The 19,167-nt window shown below is 22.5% G+C and carries 16 protein-coding genes; 8 read left to right on the top strand and 8 right to left on the bottom strand.

Annotated features, from left to right (window positions below; genetic code table 4):
- Nucleotides 1–68 precede the first annotated feature (68 nt).
- Nucleotides 69–641 (bottom strand): hypothetical protein, encoded by a 573-nt coding sequence (locus SLITO_RS05280; RefSeq protein WP_075058716.1) that lies wholly within the window; start codon nt 639–641, stop codon nt 69–71.
- A gap of 144 nt (nt 642–785) precedes the next feature.
- On the opposite strand from SLITO_RS05280, the gene SLITO_RS05275 reads away from it, so the two are divergent.
- Together SLITO_RS05275 and SLITO_RS05270 are read left to right on the top strand one after the other, a co-directional pair.
- Nucleotides 786–1,397: a GIY-YIG nuclease family protein gene (locus SLITO_RS05275; RefSeq protein ID WP_075058715.1), complete on the top strand. Its 612-nt coding sequence runs from the start codon at nt 786–788 to the stop codon at nt 1,395–1,397.
- A 16-nt stretch (nt 1,398–1,413) separates the two neighbouring features.
- Entirely contained in the window at nt 1,414–2,748 is a 1,335-nt protein-coding gene (locus tag SLITO_RS05270; protein WP_075058714.1) for a M17 family metallopeptidase, read from the top strand.
- A 206-nt stretch (nt 2,749–2,954) separates the two neighbouring features.
- Here SLITO_RS05270 and SLITO_RS05265 read toward each other — a convergent pair whose 3' ends face one another.
- Both SLITO_RS05265 and SLITO_RS05260 read right to left on the bottom strand, forming a co-directional pair.
- The gene (locus SLITO_RS05265; protein ID WP_075058713.1) at nt 2,955–3,899 is read right to left on the bottom strand and encodes a hypothetical protein; all 945 of its coding nucleotides are present in this window, start codon (nt 3,897–3,899) and stop codon (nt 2,955–2,957) included.
- Nucleotides 3,886–4,674, bottom strand: a complete 789-nt coding sequence (locus tag SLITO_RS05260; protein ID WP_144416421.1) for an ABC transporter ATP-binding protein — start codon at nt 4,672–4,674, stop codon at nt 3,886–3,888. The genes SLITO_RS05265 and SLITO_RS05260 overlap by 14 nt, the downstream gene beginning before the upstream one ends.
- Before the next feature lie 451 nt (nt 4,675–5,125).
- Here SLITO_RS05260 and SLITO_RS05255 point away from each other — a divergent pair, with 451 nt between their 5' ends.
- From SLITO_RS05255 to SLITO_RS05245, 3 genes are all read left to right on the top strand, one after another.
- Entirely contained in the window at nt 5,126–5,845 is a 720-nt protein-coding gene (locus tag SLITO_RS05255; RefSeq protein WP_075058711.1) for a hypothetical protein, read from the top strand.
- Between the two features lie 80 nt (nt 5,846–5,925).
- Entirely contained in the window at nt 5,926–6,651 is a 726-nt protein-coding gene (locus SLITO_RS05250) for an ABC transporter ATP-binding protein (RefSeq protein WP_075058710.1), read from the top strand.
- Nucleotides 6,651–8,402: a hypothetical protein gene (locus SLITO_RS05245; protein ID WP_075058709.1), complete on the top strand. Its 1,752-nt coding sequence runs from the start codon at nt 6,651–6,653 to the stop codon at nt 8,400–8,402. Before SLITO_RS05250 ends, SLITO_RS05245 begins: the two co-directional genes overlap by 1 nt.
- 17 nt (nt 8,403–8,419) lie before the next feature.
- Here the strand turns inward: SLITO_RS05245 and SLITO_RS05240 are convergent, their stop codons facing one another.
- Both SLITO_RS05240 and SLITO_RS05235 read right to left on the bottom strand, forming a co-directional pair.
- Nucleotides 8,420–9,409 (bottom strand): aldo/keto reductase, encoded by a 990-nt coding sequence (locus tag SLITO_RS05240; protein WP_075058708.1) that lies wholly within the window; start codon nt 9,407–9,409, stop codon nt 8,420–8,422.
- A gap of 72 nt (nt 9,410–9,481) precedes the next feature.
- A complete protein-coding gene (locus SLITO_RS05235) occupies nt 9,482–9,844 on the bottom strand; it encodes a MerR family transcriptional regulator (RefSeq protein WP_075058707.1) in 363 nt (120 codons plus the stop codon).
- A gap of 275 nt (nt 9,845–10,119) precedes the next feature.
- On the opposite strand from SLITO_RS05235, the gene SLITO_RS05230 reads away from it, so the two are divergent.
- From SLITO_RS05230 to SLITO_RS05220, 3 genes are read left to right on the top strand one after another with little or no spacing between them, the layout of a single operon-like run.
- On the top strand, nt 10,120–10,935 hold the full coding sequence (locus tag SLITO_RS05230; RefSeq protein ID WP_075058706.1) for a TMEM164 family acyltransferase: 816 nt from the start codon (nt 10,120–10,122) through the stop codon (nt 10,933–10,935).
- 43 nt (nt 10,936–10,978) lie between these two features.
- Entirely contained in the window at nt 10,979–11,572 is a 594-nt protein-coding gene (locus tag SLITO_RS06230; RefSeq protein ID WP_075058705.1) for a CatB-related O-acetyltransferase, read from the top strand.
- A 34-nt stretch (nt 11,573–11,606) separates the two neighbouring features.
- Nucleotides 11,607–12,062: an ASCH domain-containing protein gene (locus SLITO_RS05220; protein WP_083433389.1), complete on the top strand. Its 456-nt coding sequence runs from the start codon at nt 11,607–11,609 to the stop codon at nt 12,060–12,062.
- 62 nt (nt 12,063–12,124) lie between these two features.
- Here SLITO_RS05220 and SLITO_RS05215 read toward each other — a convergent pair whose 3' ends face one another.
- The 3 genes from SLITO_RS05215 to SLITO_RS05195 form a co-directional block, all read right to left on the bottom strand.
- The gene (locus SLITO_RS05215) at nt 12,125–12,553 is read right to left on the bottom strand and encodes a hypothetical protein (RefSeq protein WP_075058704.1); all 429 of its coding nucleotides are present in this window, start codon (nt 12,551–12,553) and stop codon (nt 12,125–12,127) included.
- Nucleotides 12,554–13,305: 752 nt separating this feature from the next.
- Nucleotides 13,306–15,627: a hypothetical protein gene (locus tag SLITO_RS05205; protein ID WP_075058702.1), complete on the bottom strand. Its 2,322-nt coding sequence runs from the start codon at nt 15,625–15,627 to the stop codon at nt 13,306–13,308.
- Nucleotides 15,628–16,429: 802 nt separating this feature from the next.
- On the bottom strand, nt 16,430–18,736 hold the full coding sequence (locus SLITO_RS05195; protein WP_075058700.1) for a hypothetical protein: 2,307 nt from the start codon (nt 18,734–18,736) through the stop codon (nt 16,430–16,432).
- Between the last annotated feature and the right edge of the window lie 431 nt (nt 18,737–19,167).

The raw sequence follows: 19,167 nt of genomic DNA, 5'->3' as shown, positions 1-19,167 counted from the left end.
TATTATGGTAATTATATCATTTTTTTTATGGAATAAAATTAAAATAGAAAAAATACCATTTAGAATTTTTAATATATAGATATACTTTTTTTATATACTTTATTTAAATTAAAGTACTCTATTTCATCATTTATAATTTTAACTTTATAATTTAATTTATAAATAAATATATCAAATAGTCTATTGTTCATATAACCTTTAACGCTCATAAAATATATTTGACTTTCCAAAGAATCCATGTTTTCTTTTAAATAAAATTCAAGACCAAAAAGTTGGTAGAAAATTGATCAAACACTTTTTTTAAAACCTAAATATTTATTGTCTTCATATAATCCATAAATTACTTGGCTACCTTCGAATGATGAAATATTTTCACTAAAGCCATGTAAATTTTTTGTATCACCATAATCAATTGCTAAAGTATTATTTTCAGCATTAATTTGTAATGGTTTGTTATCATATTCAGTTTCAATTGAAATTTCATCTGATTTTAATAAATTAATTAAATTTTCATCAGTTTTATTTTCGCTAAAAAGTAATTCTTTTACATTATCATTGCTACATGAAATTGTATTTAATATCAAATTAAAAATAGATGTAAAAAAAATAATGCTGCTCAACATAGTTATAATTTTTTTCATATTTACCTCAATTTTATTTCTACACTTAAATTATATATTCGTAAATTTAGAATTAAATTTCATAATATGAACTAAATTTTAATATAAATTTAAATATTAGCATAAAAGATATATTATATTTATAAATGATGTTATGAGGTTATTATGGACGTGTCACAAAAATATAAAATAATATATGATATGAAAACAAAGCTAATAAAAGATTATCAAAATATAGAAGATGATTATATTAATAAAGTGATAAATTACTTTATAAACAATAAAATAAATATTAATTTTAATTCTATTAAAAAAGAAAAAACGATTCTATCAGGCGTATATTTAATGTATTGTAAAATAGATAATAAAACTATTTTTACTTATGTTGGTGAATCAATTGATTTATTTAAAAGATTCAAACAACATATTCAATCACTAAATACAAAAAAAAGAAATTATAGAATAATGAAAAGTCTTGGTGCTAATGAAGAAAATATTAATTTTATTATACTAAGTTTAGAAAAAAACCAAAACATTAGACTATTTTTAGAAACATATTATATTTATGTTTTAAGATCAAAAAGATTAAACTTAAATTCTAAACTAGTATCTAAAAGAGCTAAATGTAGTAATAATCACGGAAATCTTGCATCAAGATTAAATAATCTAAATAACTCAAAATTAAGAATAGGTGTATCTTTAAAATGTAAAAATAAATTATGCAAAGAAATAATTAATTTATATGATAATAAAGAATTGCTTTATAATAGAATATAAATAAAGGAGAAATAATATGATAACAATTAACGATAAAGAATTAGGATTAACTCTTAAAGCAGTTGATTCTAAAGATAAATTAAATGAACTTGTGTTAAAAGAACATGGTTCAACTACATTGATAGAAAGTGAAAAAACAATATATTTTTATATAAAAGATGATTGTTGTGTAAAAGGATTAATAAAGGTTTTAGCACCATTTTTTAAAACAAACAAATATGATATAAACATTGATGTAAATTCATTTACTAAAAAATTTAAGAATGAAGAAAAAGCATTCAAAGCAGTCGTAGAGACAACTCTTTTCGAAACTCATAAACAAATTTCAATGAAAAAAGAAGATTGTAAATGTAAAAATTATAACTTTATATTTGAAAGTAAATTTAATGATTTATATGAAGAATCATCAACAAAGTTAGAATTTGTAAACTTTGCAAGAGATTTACAAGATTTACCACCAAATATCGGAACATCAATTGAACTTGCTAAAAGAATTGAAGAAAAAGCAAAAACTGTTGATAATGTTAAACTTACAATATTTGACAAAAAACAAATTCAAAATATGGAAATGGGGCTACTTCTTGGTGTAAATGCAGGTTCATATGTTGATCCAAGAGTTGTTGTTTTAGAATATACAGGAGACCCAAAAGCAAAAAAAGTTGCGCTTGTTGGTAAAGGAATTACATTTGACTCTGGTGGATATAACTTAAAACCATCAAACTACTTAGATGATATGAAATTTGATATGTCAGGAGCTGCAATTACTTTATCAACAGTAATGGCATTAGCTAAAAGAAAAGCTAAATGTAATGTTGTTGCAGTAGGATTGTTTACTGATAACAGAATTGGTGGAAATGCAACACTTACTGAATCAGTTATAAAATCAATGAATGGTATGACTGTTGAAATAAATAATACTGATGCAGAAGGAAGATTAGTTTTAGCTGATGGTATAACTTATGCAGTAAGAAATCAAAAAGCAGATAGAGTTATAACTGTAGCAACTCTAACTGGTGCAATTGTTATTGCTTTAGGTAAATGATTTACAGGAGTATTTACTAAATCTGATGACTTCTTTAATGATTTTAGCAATGCTTCAGATAATTCTTTAGAACCAATATGAAGACAACCATTAATTTGTGATCACCTAGAAGCAATGAAATGTTCAAAAATAGCAGATTTAACTAACTCAGAACCAGGTAGAGAAGCTGGTTCATCAACTGCGGCTGCGTTTTTAGATTCATTTGCAGAAGGAAAAGAATACTTACATTTAGATATTGCAGCAACTGCGGATGCGGACCACAGAGGAAGAGCTCCAATGCTAAAAACAATGTTTGAATTATTAAAATAAAACCTTAACTCTATAAAATATATAATTTTATAGAGTTTTTTATATAAATAAAATTTGATATTTATTATGCAAGTTTACGAATAAAAATAAAAACAAAAAAACAAATTTAATAATTAAATATTTAAATAATAAATATTAAAAAAACTTTATTCATTAAGCTTCGAGCTAATAAATAAAGTTTTTTTTAAAAATCATTAATAACAAATTTATATTTTTATATCTTTGTTATTAAATTTATTAATTGATAAATATATTAAACCAAATATTAATAATAATAAAATCATAGGAAATATTGTTGATAGATACCAATTTATATTATGGTTTTTTGATTGCAATATTGAAACAACTCCATTATTATTTCATTCAAAATCTTTTAATAGTTCTGTTTGATTATAATCAAAGTTCATTACCATGAAAACTAAATATTGTATTTGAAAATATTTTACATATGAAAGTAATTTAATTTCTCCGCCCATAAATTCGTCAACGATGTTTAATACTCAACCAATTAATATGTATAAACCTATTAATGCAAATACTATATTTAAAAGTGTATTTTTTTCATTAAACAAAATTGAAAAGAATAAAATAATTGATAATAATAATAAATTGATAACAATAAATTGTATAGATTGATAAAACATTAATCCTAAATTTTGGCTTGCATCCATACTCAATGTTGAAAATACTAATAAAATAATAAATGAAGGAGCAAAAATAATTAAATTGTTAATAACTATTGATAATATTTTTGAAAGAATTATATTTTTTCTAGAAGTTTTAAAAGTTAATCACATTGTCATTTGTCCATCGTTTAGTTCTTTAATAATTATTTTATTTACAAATACAATATTAGCAATTAAAAAAATAATTTGACCGGGACCTTCATACGCAACATAGTGAGTTATTGAATAAATACTCATTTTAGTTGAACCAAAATTTCCACCCGTAAATTTTTCATAGTTTATAGATGTGGGTGCAATAAAAAAACCACTATCAAAATCATAGTTATTAATAAATAAAAATCCAATTAAAGGGACTATTGTTAACAAATATAAAACTGAAAAAAACATTGTCATATTTTTATTGATATAAAGCATGTTCTTTATAAGTTTTTTATTTATTCTAAAAGAGTCATTATACTTTTTCATTTTTACCCCCTAAATTTATATTTGAGTCAAATAAATTTTTTATATTTTTATTATTTCCAAAGCATTTATTAAATTCGTCTTCTAAATCACAATTATCATCAATTTCGAATTCTTTAATAATTGACCCAGAATTAATAAATGAGACTTTATCACACAACAATTTTATTTCCTGAAATATATGTGAACATATAAAGATAGTTACATTAAATTGTTTAATGTATTTTAAAATATCATAAAATTTATTTTGCATAACAGGATCTAAACCTGATGTTGGTTCATCAAGAACTAATATTTCAGGTTTTTTCATTAGTGCACATAATAACTCTAACTTTTGTTTATTTCCTTTTGATAAATTTTTAATTTTTGTATTAAGATTAATCTCTAATAAGTTAATCAAATTATTATAATAATTTTCATCAAAATCTTTAATAAAATCTTTATGAATCTTAATATAGTTTTTTGATTTAAGATTCTGGTATTGCTTTATTTCTCCAGCTACAAAACCAATTTTATCCATAATTAACTCTCTATTTTTTCAAGGATTATTATCATGAACTTTTATGTCGCCTGAATCTGATTTAATAAAACCCATAACTTGATTAATCAATGTTGTTTTTCCAGCTCCATTAGTACCTAATATTCCATATGTCAATCCTTTTTCAACTTTTATACTAATATTTTTATTAGCTACATATGAACCATAAGTTTTATTTATTTTATTTATAAATATCATTAAATCTACAACCTTTCACCAATAAAATTTTAATCTATTCATATTAAGATACTTTTTAAAATAAAATATTGAAATATATTTCACATAATAAAATTTATTTTAAAATCATTAAATAAAAAAAGGCCTTAGCCTTTTTTTAGTATTTCAATAATGCGTATGTAAATATTAAATTTTTCAATGATTAAAATATCTTTTTATTTCTTCCAGAGTAATTTATTACCCACTAGTATTATTACCTAAATAATTAAAAAAATCAAAGCAATTAATTTCAAAATAATAAATTTATTTCATAATTATATAAACTATATTCACAAATAACATTTTTTATTATCTTAATTTTCTTTAATTAAAAATGTAGTTGATTACAAATTAAATTCAAAACTAATTTTATTATTTGAAACTTATTTTATCATTAAAACTAATATAATATAAATGTCTAAAAAATAGACATTACAAATCTTATTAAAATATTTAAAAATAGGAGATAAAACAAATGAAAAAATACATTGCATTAATAGGTGTATTTGCTATTACATCAAATGTTACAAGTTTTTTTGTAACAGAAACTAAATATACAAATCTAAGTGAATACAATTATTTTCAAAAATATAAAAGTACAAGTATTAATAATGTTAATTATAAAGAATTGACAACGATAAATAAAGATAAGTATCAAAGAAGCATAACATCAAGATACCCCAAGTCTGTAGGTAAATCAGACAAATGAGAAGATAATCTTGATTATTTTAAAGAAGTATCTCAAAGTGATAGAAACAATTGATTTGGTTTACAAAATATAAAAGTATCTGAATTTAATATTCAAAAGGATTTAGGTTATGAGAATAAAGAAGATTTTATGAAAGACTATTCTAACATAGAGTTAGTATATAATTATGGTTATAATTTTACAAATAATGGAAATAAAGGTTGGCAAAAATCTGAGTTAGGTGTAAATATGGGAACACCTGAAAATGGTAATACAAAAATTTCTTTATCTAACGATAGAATGGAAGTGGTTGTTAAAGAAGACGAATTTAAACACACGTCTAGTTCAAAACATAAAATAAAAATGACTATTAAAGGTGAATGAATTTCAAGTTATAATTATCAACTATCATTTAGTTCAATTTCATCTTTAGACTATAATAAAGGTTCTAATTATGCACATGCTGCATACACAGGATTTTATTTTACAAATGTCTTTATTAACTAAACTTATTTAAAGTGCTAAAAATTAAATGGCATTCATTTAAAAGCACTTTTTTGTTATTTTTTTATAGAAAGCAGGAAGAAATGTTAAAAATAGTTAACTTAAATAAAACCTTTAAAGGTGGTAATGGAATAAAAAATATAAATCTAAAATTAAATAAAGGAGAAATTGCAGCTATACTTGGTCCAAATGGAGCTGGTAAATCAACTTTATTAAAACTAATATTTAAAGAATATAAAAGAGATAGTGGAGAAATAATTTATAAAACTAAAAATAATAGTTTAAACAAATTTAGTTTTTTTACAGATCAATCTCTATTTCCTAAAAATATATCTTTGAACTTTTTTTGTATGTATAGTGCTGAACTTGCAGGTATAAAATATAAAGAAGCTAAAAAAAGAACCAAACACCTACTTGAATCATTATCATTATATGAGTATAAAAATAAGTTATTTAGATTTTTATCTGCGGGTATGCAAAAGAAAGCTATGCTAGCAGCAACATTGATTAATGATCCAGATTTTATATTTTTTGATGAACCAACAGCAAATTTAGACATATCATCAAGAAGAGAACTTTTAAACTTAATTTTAAAAATGAAAAATAATAATAAATCTATTGTTATAACTAGTCATATATTAGATGAACTCCAAAATATAATAGATAGAGTAATAATAATTGAAAACGGTATTATAAAACTAGATAAAAAGTTTAATAAAGATAAAGAGAATTTAGAAGAAATATATTTTAATACAATAAAAAGTAGTGATGATAATTCATTTAACGATTTAATGGAGTGAAATAAATAATGGCATTTAAAACATCTCTAAAGTATTCACTTCTTACAATTCTAAAATCTAAGCTTTTTATATTTTTTACATCAACTTTTATTATTTTAATATTTTTAATTAATGTTGTAATTGATGCATATACTAAAATATCTCAATCAAATATGTCTATGTTATTTATATTAGATTATATAGATGTTGTTTTAATAACTATACAACTAACAGTAATTTCTATAATCTTTTCAATAGAGTTTTTTTATACTCAGAAAAAAAATGGAATTAAAACTATTGAAGTTAAAAATGGTATGAAGATTTGACAAATATTTTTATCTAAGTTGTTATCAATAATTGTAATAGTTTTGTTAACAAGCTTTTTAACAAGCACTATAATTATAATTCTAAGTCTAAGTATTTTTAATGATAACATTTATATATCAAAACTTATTTTTTCAAACCTATACTTAATATTTTTAACACCATTATTTTTAATGTCTATCAATTTAATAATGCTATCTTTAAATTGAAGTAAAGCATGCTTAATTTTCTCAAGTTTCTTTTTAGGAGTTTTAAGTTTGTTTAATTTTTTTAACGCTTTTGCTTATGACTTTGATAGTTATGCTTCAACTGGAACAAACTATTTAAGTAACTATGACATATATTATAATTACAACATATGAAATTTCAAAAAAAGTAATAATGATAACAACTATATAAATAAATTATCTGATATTAACAAAAACAATTTAGATATTAAAAATATTTTATATTATGATGATAAATTAAATAATCTTAATGAAAATCTAAAAAATTATTATGAAAGTTTAATTTATCAAGTTAGTAATGATTTTTATAAAAATGGAAACTTATTTCAAAATGTTAATATAGTTAATGACTTTAATAAAAAATATTTATTAGATAAAGATAATTATGTAAGATTAAATATTAACAATAATGTTGTTAAAACAAATTTTTTAATAGATAAGTTAAATGATTTTGATATAGTCAAAAATAATTATAATATTAATGAATTTTCAGCATTAGGTTGAAAAAATACATTATTAAAACCAACAACTTTAATTAAAGAATTAAATAAATTTATTAAGGGCTTTGAAAAAAGTATTTTAAATGATACAAACACTTCTATCTATTATGAAGAAGTGAAAAGGGTTAACGAGCTGATATTGAATATTATATATAAAGCATTTTATTTTAATAATGATAAAACATTTTTAGCAACAATGAACTCAAGTTTTAATAGTATTCCTACTAATAATGTTAATAAATATTTCGACGATATATATAGGGGAGATTTATTTGACTATTCTAAACACTCGGATAATATTTTTAATATCCAAAATAACTCAAGTGCTAAGTTAGTTTATCAAGGAATTTTATTTTATATAGTTAATCACTTTAATGGAGATGATCAATATTTAAATGATACAGTAAACCAACCCAACAGTTACACCCCAAATGCATTAAAGATGTCTAATTATTACACAAGTCCATTTTTATGATTAGAGTTTTTATCAAAATATGGATTTGTTAAAAAAACATTTGATAATTTTGTAGTTATAAATGAAAGCCACTTAGTTAAAACTAATAATTTATTTAAAGTAGAATACGAAATTAATGAAAATGAAAAAATTATTATTAATGACTATATTTATAAAGGACCAAATGCCGCATTATTAATATTTTTAATAATAATTTATTCTTCATTTATATTATTGATGTCATATTTTATTTATAAAAAGAATTTTTATAAATAATTATACTTAATATTTTTTTATCTATCAATCATTTTCTCGTTAGCTTCGCTATATCTATTTCCTACTAATTCAATATCGTCTAAATATTTTTGAATTTTAACTAACTCTTCTGAACTAAATGAGACATTTACAGCAGAGTTGTTTTCTTTTAATCTTTCTATTCTTTTTGTTCCAGGTATTGGAACTATTCATGGTTTTTGTTGTAACAGTCAAGCAATTGCGATAGCTGCTGGTTTAGTATTTTTTTCCTCAGCTAATTCTTCAACAAATTTAACTAATTCATAGTTTTTTTTAATATATTCTTTATTGTTGAATCTTGGTATTGTACTTCTAAAATCATCTTTGCTAAATACATGATCTGGTTTAATAGCACCAGTTAAAAAACCTTTACCTAATGGGGAGAAGGGTACAAAACCTATTCCTAGCTCTTCTAAAGTGGGCATAACTTTTTCTTCTGCTTCTCTTCAAAACATTGAATATTCACTTTGTAGTGCAGTTACTGGACAAACACTATGTGCTTTTCTAATTGTTTTTGCTGATGCTTCGCTTAATCCTCAATGTTTAATTTTGCCTTCTTTTATAAGTTCTTTCATTACTTCTGCCACTTCTTCAATTGGAACATTAGGATCTACACGGTGTTGATAAAGTAGATCAATATAATTTGTTTGTAACCTTTTTAAAGAACCTTCCACGGCTCTTAATATATTTTTTCTACTACTATCTAATCCGTTTGGTTTTCCATTTTCATCATAAGAGAAACCAAATTTTGTACATATAACAACTTTATCTCTTACATCTTTTAATGCCTCTCCAACAATTTCTTCATTATTAAAGGGTCCATATATTTCTGCAGTGTCAAAAAATGTTACACCTTCTTCATAAGCTTCTCTTAAAAACTTAACAGCTTCTTCTTTTTTTGGGAATGGAGGTAGACTAAAACTTAGCCCCATACAACCAAGACCTATTTCTGATACTTCAAGTCCTTTTCCTAAAACTCTTTTATTCATAAATTCACCTTATTTACCTTTCAATTTAATGATAAAACATTGAACTAAGGTTAATGCAAGTGTTTTTTGTAATTATTTTATTTTTTTCTCATATAAACTTTTTTTATATTGTATAAATTCTAATTGTTCTTTTAAACATTCTATTTTTTTAATTGTCGCTATTTCTTGTTTTTTCATCATTTCAAATCTAGAGATAATGGTACTATCTCCTTCTACAGCAAGTTCTACATATTTCTTAATTTCTTTTAGTGGCATTCCAGATTTTTTTAAACAAACTACTACCTTAAGTCATTCTAACTTATCTTTTGATATGTATCTATAATTATTGATATCCCGCTCTAAAAAGGGGAATAAACCCTTTTTATCATAAAATCTTAGTACATATTCTGGAACATTTAATTCCTTGGATACATCTTTTAAGTATAATTTTTCCATACACAACCTTCATTAAGTCTTTCTTTATATAATTATTTTAATAGTAAATTTAAATTTAAGAATATATATTTAACAATATATATGCTAATTATTGAAATAATTTGGAAGTTATTAAAAAAATAAAAATATATTTTATAAGTTTTATTTATGTGTATTTAATGAATCTAATGAAGTTGTGTTTATTTCATAAATTATGGTATATTTATATAAAGTAAAAAAAACTATTTAATAATTTAAGTTTTTTATTTTGAGTATTTAAAGAAAGAAAAAAAGTTATGTTAGAAAATTTATCATGAGTAATTGCAATATTCTTAGCTGTTGGTGCTTGAGCATCTTTATCTATTTTTACAAATTATTATAATAAAGAGAAAGTTTATCTTGCAATTAGAATAAGTTTAATTACATTTTTATTATTTACTCAAATTCAAAGAACAGTTTATCTAGGTCCAATTCATCAAGCAGAATATGCAAGAGATCCAGAATCAGGAGCGTTCATTGGCCAACAATGATATAAAAATCCAGTTAATTATTTTTTATTATATTTTTGTACAATTTCAGCATGGACAATGATAATAATACTAATCTATCCTAATAAGCAAATAATGGAATGTTTTTTCCCATACATGATTATGGGACCAATAGTAACATTTATATTTCCAACAGAAAAACCTTTATTTTGAACAAGTAATTTTGTCAACTGGTTTACATTTTTCTTTGGTCATGCATTTACATTATTTGGTACTATGTATGTTTATTTATATGGATATACAGGATATAAATTTGGTAAAAAGGCAATTTATAAAAGTGTAATCACAGGTTTAATGACATTATCAATGGTAGAGTTATATAATTTATATTTTAGAACTAATTTTATAATGGGTGAAGTTGCAGGAGCATTTAATTTACATTGATCAAGACCAATTTTATTTGTATTTATTCTAGCCGCAGGTTCAATATATATATCTATTGGCCTAAGTTTTGCTTATTTCTTTAAACCAATTTATGATAAAGAACAAAAAGTAAAATTGCATAACACTTGATGAGACAATTTATTAATAAATATTAAAAAAATAAAAAATAAAAAACAATAAATTTTGCACAAATTATAACTAATAAAATATTTTAGAGGTAAAAATGAGTAAATCTAATAAGGTTAGTTTTTTAAAAGATTATATTACTAATGAGGCTATTGAAATCGGAGATTATACCTATTATTACTCTTTTGATGGCGAAAAAGGTTTAATAGAATTTCAAAATAAAAATGTAATCTATCATTTTCCAAAAATCACAAAGAATAAACTAGTAATAGGTAGGTTTTGTGCAATTGCAGATAATGTAAAATTTATAATGAGTGGGGCAAATCATCGAATTAATTCATTGTCATCATTTCCTTTTGAAATATTTAAAGAATTTCAAACTTTTAATAACATAAATAAAAATAACTATACTTACAAAGGCGATACCATTATAGAAAATGATGTGTGAATTGGATATGGGGCAACCATTATGCCAGGAGTAAAAATCGGAAATGGTGCAATAGTTGGCGCAATGAGTGTAGTTACAAAAAATGTGGAACCCTATACTGTTGTTGCAGGTAATCCTGCTAAATTTATTAAAAAAAGATTTAGTGAAAAAACAATTGAAAAATTATTAAATATAAAGTGATGAGATAAATCAATTCATGAAATTAAAAAAATGATACCTATGCTAACCAAGGAACAAAAATAAATATAATATTATAATTTATAAAGGAAAACATTAAATGAACATAAATGTTGAAAACTATTGAAAGAAATTTATCAAAGAAAATAAATTAAATGAAAAAATTATATATACAGAACATTTTTATTTTGGTAATACAGAAGAAATGGCTAACGACCTGGGGAAATTAGTTTTAAATGGAACTAAAAAAGCTACGTCGTCATTATTAAAACAATATGAAATTGAAAATGAAAATATACCAAAAGTTGATCAATACTCAATTGTTACAGATTTTAAAGGTAATCCAAAATGTATAATAAAAACAACAAATGTAAGATTTATAAAATATAAAGATATGACTTTCGATATTTGTAAACTAGAAGGAGAAGACGATAACCTAGAATCTTGAAAAAATAAACACTATACTTTTTTTAAACGCATTGCTGATGAAAATAATTTTGTTTTTAATGAAGATTTAGTCATAGTGTTCGAAGAATTTAAGTTAGTTTATAAATAAAAATTTAAAAATAAAATCTAAACATTAATTTGTTTAGATTTTATTTTTTATTTGTATAAAAATTAATCAATATTTTTAGAATAATATCTATATGAGTTATTTCCTTTTATAATAAAAACCAAAGGAGCTATTCCGATACCACCAATTAGAGCAAGCAATGAACAGCTAATAAATATTATTACAATTTCAATTTTATAAAATTTTTTATTACTTATTGATAGATTGTGTAATGCATATAAATATTTATAATCAGATGTGCTTTTCTTATATAACTTTCAAAAATGTGTAATGAATTTTAAGCCCATAATTACAATTATCAACATTATTATTAGTGGAATTAATTGTAAAAGTGGAGCCAGTAACATACCCATTGAAAAATAAATTATATTTCTTATAAAAATTGACAAAAATATTGCTATATCAAAAAAAATAACTATATACACACTAAAAATAAAAAACTTAATTTTTTTATTTAATATTTCTAAATTCATGTTTCCTCCTTTAAATAAATTTAAATAAGAGGTAAATGTTGTTGATCTTTCCAGATAAATGTTTTAATAATCCTAAATATTTTTAAATTGTATTTGCTAAAAATATTTATTAAATAATAAGAGCAAAAACTATTTATAATAACTCAATAGTAACTTATTTTAATAAATTTATATTTTATTTTAAATAAATATTTACAAACTAAATAAATATTTAAAAGATATATTCTTTTTAAAACTTTGTAAACTACTTTAATAGTAAATTTAAAAAAACTCAATAATAAATACAAACTTATAAAGCTAATTAGTATTAATGATATATGATATGAAAATAACTCCAAAAATAATTTTTGATAATGATTTATAAAGTATGAATTATATGCTTGCAATAAAAAAATTATGGGTAAAATAAAATTAAATAATTTTTTGAAATTTTGTATTAAAATTTTTCTAAACTTATCATTTTTCATATTTTTTAAAATTTTATATAAATAAAAAACTATAAAAGAAAAAATTATAAATAAAAATAATATGTTTCCAACAAATTGGTTTATTGAAATAATAATTAATAAAACTATTGTAATTAAATATAAAAATTTTGTGTCATTATTTATTTTTTTCATAATATAACCTTATTAAGTAAATATTACACTAAATACAATAATATATAAATATTTTTTTTATATTATAATTTATATTAAATAAAAAATGCACTAAATAATTATGTGCATTTTATATAATGTTAGTTTTATTTGTTAATATATATTATAAAATTCTTTTCCATCACTGTTAAATGATTTTATATCAACAATAACTCAATGAGGATTGTTAATATCGCTACTTATGTTTTGTCAAACAACTTTATATTTATGGTTTACAGATTTATAATTTTCACCTTTACCATCATATTTCATTAAATCATTTGATTCCATTTTTAAAATATCTTTACCTAAAACTTTACCTGAAATTTTTGATTCATCAATTTTATCTTTAATTGCATCACTTTGTGCATATTCTTTTTGATGTTCAATTTTGGTTTGATATGGATTAAAATTTTCTGGAACATTTATTTTAGTAGTTTGTTGATCAGCGTTTGAATCAGCATCACCATTACCTTTGTATTCAATAGTAAATTCCATTTTACTATTTATCTCTGATGGATCTGTAACATTTATATTTGTATCTGTCATATTTCAATATTTATTATCATAAATATATTGAAGTGCTTCTTCATGAACATTTTTCATACTATCATTAGTACTATCAGCTAACCTAATAAATAAATTATTTAACTCGCTTACCCCAGGAACTGATTCATCTGTTAATAATTTAAAATAATTTTCAAAAAATGAATTTTCTAAAAACTTACTATTAGATTTATCATAACCTAGATCTTTTATTAAATTCTGTTTTTCAGTTCTACTTAAATCAGAAATTGACTTCCCTTCGTATTTACTATCAACTTCAGTTATTAAATTTTTAGTTTCTTCTTTTGATAAATTATCATAAGCTGATGATATTAAATTTAATAAATTCATAGCTCCAGAAGCATCGTCTTTAACTAAATCAATTCACCCATCTTCTCCAAGACCACCAAAATCCATACCAAATGCAGAAGCGCTAATAATAAGTGAGTACTCATCTTTAAATGGTGCATCTTCTGAAATAAAGAATTTGTTTGCAAACTCTTTTTTAAGTTCATCGGTTTTCAAATTTTTATGAAATTTTTGCAACTCATTTAAAAAACTTGTTACAATTTTTAAATTGTCAATTGGATCATTTTTATCATCTTTATCTTTTTTATAAAATCTTGTTGTTTTTACATTATCAACAGATGGTAAAAGTAAACTGCCAGTACTAAATGCCTCTTTTTCGTCAAGAATACTACTCAATACATCTTGATTAAATCCATTAGTTGTTAAAAACTCTTTAAGACCTAATTCTTCTTCTTCACTTTGTATATCATTTATAACTGCTTGTACATTATATAATAAGCTAAATGCAACACTTTGTATTCTTAAATCAGATGATTTTTCTTTAGTTGCAAGCATTGGAGTTAAATAATTTGCAATTGTAAGTAATGCTTCAGATCCAAAATCAGATTCTGAAATATTATTTTTTAATGCAGTAAAGTTATTAATATAACCTTTTAAATTTAAACTTCCAGCAGTATTTGCAATCATAGAACCTGTTTTGTTAAAAGCGATATCATTAATTTTTGATGAGTAATCATTTTCTTTTAGATTTGCCGCTGTGTATTTATTTTTTTCTGAAAGCTTATCTTGAACATTTTTTTTAATTTTAAGTGCATTATAACGTCCTTTACCACTTGATATTCCAGAATTATAATACAAGTATCCGCTTCCATTAGTACCGCCTTGTTTTTGAGTTGAAGCAGATTTTGGGCTTGATGTTCCATTTGTATCTCCAGGATTGACTCCATCATATCCCATATCTAATAAATAGTTCGATAGTGCACCAGTATCTTGAATTGCTCAGGATAAATCTCTTCTACTTTGATCATTAGAAAGTTTAAGTTCTTTATCTAAACCAGCTAATATTCCCATTTCATTATCATTATCAGTTTTATTAAACCCAACACCACCGTTAGGACTAAAAGAATCATTAAAATGACCAGTTTTTATAAAGTCTCTATAAAAACTATCATCGTACATTCCCATTACATAACTTGCAAATATACCAGAGTAATTATCATTATTAATCTTATCAATTGATGGTGCTAGTAGTTTTTTATACTTCTCTAACATTGAACCAAAATTAATATTTGAGTTATCGTATTTATAATTAACAGGCATCATCATCGCTGTTGGAATAGGGGCCAAGTACATTGAAAGAATTTCATTTAAATTATAATTTAGATTTTCGTGTCTACTTGATAATATAAATCTAGACATTATTTCTGCACCTTCAAGCATTTGTTTTTGTGTTTCAGTTAAGTTACCAGTAGGGTTGTTTGGTGAGTTTTTATCTTTATTGCTTCCTCCACATGATACTACAGTTGTAATTGAAGTACTTAAAAGACTCACAACTGCTAAAATTTGTGTTAATTTTTTCATATTTATTTTTCCTTTCAAGTTTTATTTTTCTTAGATTAATAAAACTTAATTAAGGAATCATACTCCATCGATAAAAAGTATATAAACTATTTATTTTATGAGATATAAGCAACTCAAAGATTAAAAAAATTTCATTTAATATTTTTTTTGTAAACTTAATGTATTTTGTTTTGATTGAGATAAAAATAAATTTGAATCATGATAAAAGTTTTACTATATTATTTTTTAAAGTATTTATTATATGATGAATTACTTTTATCATATTTTTATAAAAATAATTTAATAAGCTAATAGAATTAATCAATAATAAAATGAAACAAATTAATATTATTGTTATTAAAAAAATTGTTACAGAGTTTATAAATTTAATTGGTGAATGATTTTTTTCTTTTAAATTACTTAATATTAAATTAGTTTCATTATAAATAATAAAGTAATTAATACTTGTTAAAAATAACAAAAAAATTATTGTAAATAGAACTATAAATATTAGGATATTAAAAAATATTAAATTTTTATAATAATTTTTATGTTTATTTATTTTAAAATTCTCACTTTTAAAAATATATTTAAACAATATAACTAATAATAAAATTAGATCAATGTTGATTAAAATAAGAACGCAATTAAACTTACATAAATTAAATATATAAAAATTTATTATTGTAAAAAATATCCAAAGCGGGATTATAAAATGCTTTTTCAATTGCTTTTTTATAACATTAAAATCTGTTTTTTTCATTAATTAAATTATATATTTTTTATTCTTATATTCCAAATAAAAAAAGGTTTATTAAACCTTTTAGTATATATTATAAAATTCTTTACCATCACTATTAAACGATTTTATATCAACAACAACTCAATGAGGATTGTTAATGTCACTACTTATATTTCTTCATATAATTTTATATTTATGATTAACTTTTTTATATAATTGACCTTTACCATCATATTTCATTAAATCTTCACTACTCATATTTAGTTTTTCTTTTCCAAGAACTTTACCTGAAATTCTTGAAGTATCAATTTTATCTTTAAGTGCATCACTTTGTGCAAATTCTTTTTGATGTTCTATGTTTGTTTGATAGGGGTTAAAGTTTTCTGGAACATCAATTTTAGTAGTTTGTTGATCTGCATTTGATTCTTCATCACCATTACCTTTGTATTCAAGAGTAAATTCCATTTCCCCATTTACTTCAGAAGGATCTGTTACATTTATTTTAGGACTGCTCATTGACCAAAAATTATCATCATAGATATATTGAAGTGCACTTTGATGAACTTCCATCATATCTTTACTTGTGTTATCACTTAATCTTTTAAATAAATTACTTAATTCATTTGAACCTTCAAACTCTTCATTTGTTAGTACATTGTAATAATTTGCAAAAAATGAATCTTTGACATATTTATTACTAGATGTATCAAAACCAAGTTCTTTTATTAAATTTTGTTTTTCAGTTCTACTTAAATCTGTAATTGAACGACCATAATAATTATTTATAACTTCTTGAACAAACTCTTTAGTTTCATTTTTTGAAAAACTTTCATATGTATAATCAAGCATATTTAACAAGTTCATTGCATTAGAACCTTTGTCCCCAACAAGATCTAATCATCCAGATTCTCCAAGGCCTCCCATTAATGGAGGGTTAATGATTAAATCATAGTTTTTTTTGAATGGTGAATCTTTACTAATAAATAATTTACTTGCAAATTCCTCTTTAAGATCATCTGTTTTTAAGTTATTGTAAAACATTTTTAATTCTTTTATAAAACTAGAAACAATTTTTAAATTATCAATCGGATCATTTTTATCATCGCTATTTTTTTGATACAACCTTGTTATTTTTACTTGTTCAGGTTTTATGTCTTTCACAGCTTCTAATGAATCAATTGGTTTTCTTACATTAATTAATTTACTTAATACATCCTTATTAAAGCCATTTGTTTTTAAAAAATTATTCATTGCATTATCATTGCTTTGTATTTGATTAATTACAGATTGCATATTATAAATTAAACTTAATGCGACTATTTGCATTTTTAAGTCAGTTATTTTTTCAGAACTTGCAAGCATAGGAGTTATGTAGTTTACAACAGAAAGCAGCGCTTCAGCCCCAAAACTTGATTCAGATATACTATCTTTTAATGATGCAAAGTTATTTATATATCCATTTAAATTCATTCTACCAGCAGTATTTGCAATCATAGAACCAGTTCTATTAAAAGATATATCATTAATTTTTGATGAGTATTGATTTTTATCAATTTTTGCTGGTTCATATTGATTTTTTTCACCAATTTTATCTTTAACTGTTTTTGTTATATTCAATGAGTTCCTATTACCTTTACCAGTTGAAATACCTGAATTGTAATACAAGTACCCACTTCCATTAGTGCCACCTTTTTCTTGACTTGTTGGGCTCATCGGACTTGATGTTCCATTTGTATCACCAGGATTAACCCCATCATATCCCATATCTAATAAATAGTTTGATAGTGCACCAGTATCTTGGATTGCTCATGACAGGTTTCTTCTATTTTCGTCATTAGAAAGTTTTAAGTTTTTATCTAATCCTGCTAGAATTCCCATTTCATTATTTTTATCTTTTTTATTAAATCCTACACCACCTTTTTCATTGAATGAGTCCTTAAAATGACCGTTTTCAATAAAGTCTCTATAAAAACTATCATCATACATACCCATTACATAACTTGCAAATACAGCAGAATAGTTATCATTATTAATTTTTTCAATTGACGGTGCTAATAATTTTTTATACTTACTAATTTTTGTTCCGAAATTAATGTCCATATCTTCAAATTTGTAAGAAACAGGCATCATTAGCATTGTTGGTATTGGAGTTAAATACATAGATAAAATCTCATTAAGGTTATAATTTAAATTTTCATGTCTACTTGATAATATAAATCTTGATAAAGTTTCTGCTCCTTCAACCATTTGTTTTTGTGTTTCAGTCAAGTTGCCAGTAGGGTTGCTTGGTGAGTTTTTATCTTTATTACTTCCCCCACATGATACTACAGTTGTAATTGAAGTACTTAAAAGACTCACAACTGCTAAAATTTGTGTTAATTTTTTCATTAGTTTTTTCCTTTCAAATTGTTTTTAAAAATTTTAAACAATGTTAAGGAATCATACTCCATCTATAAAATGAATATAAATTATTTAATTTAAAAGATACTAGTAACTTAAAAATATTAAGAAAGTGTTTAAATGAGTTAAATGCTTCAATTATTATTTTTTTAACAATTGAAATAAATAAGAAATTTAATAATGTAAATAAACTAACAAAATTTGTCTTTAAACTCGCTGATAGGTTATAAATTATTTTTATAACAGTACTAAATAAATAAAATAAAAGACTTAAAGAATTAATAAAAAAAGAAAATAAATAAATTTCTATTATAAAAATAACAATGGAGTTGATAAATAAAACAGATTCTTCTTCATTTTCTTTAATTTTACTTCAAACGTTATATGTTTCATTATAAAATGAGGAATAATCAATACTT

Source organism: Spiroplasma litorale, from assembly GCF_001267155.1.
In the GTDB taxonomy this organism is placed as follows: domain Bacteria; phylum Bacillota_I; class Bacilli_A; order Mycoplasmatales; family Mycoplasmataceae; genus Spiroplasma_A; species Spiroplasma_A litorale.
The sequence above is the reverse complement of the archived record's forward strand: the minus strand, read 5'-3'. Positions and strand labels throughout refer to the sequence as shown.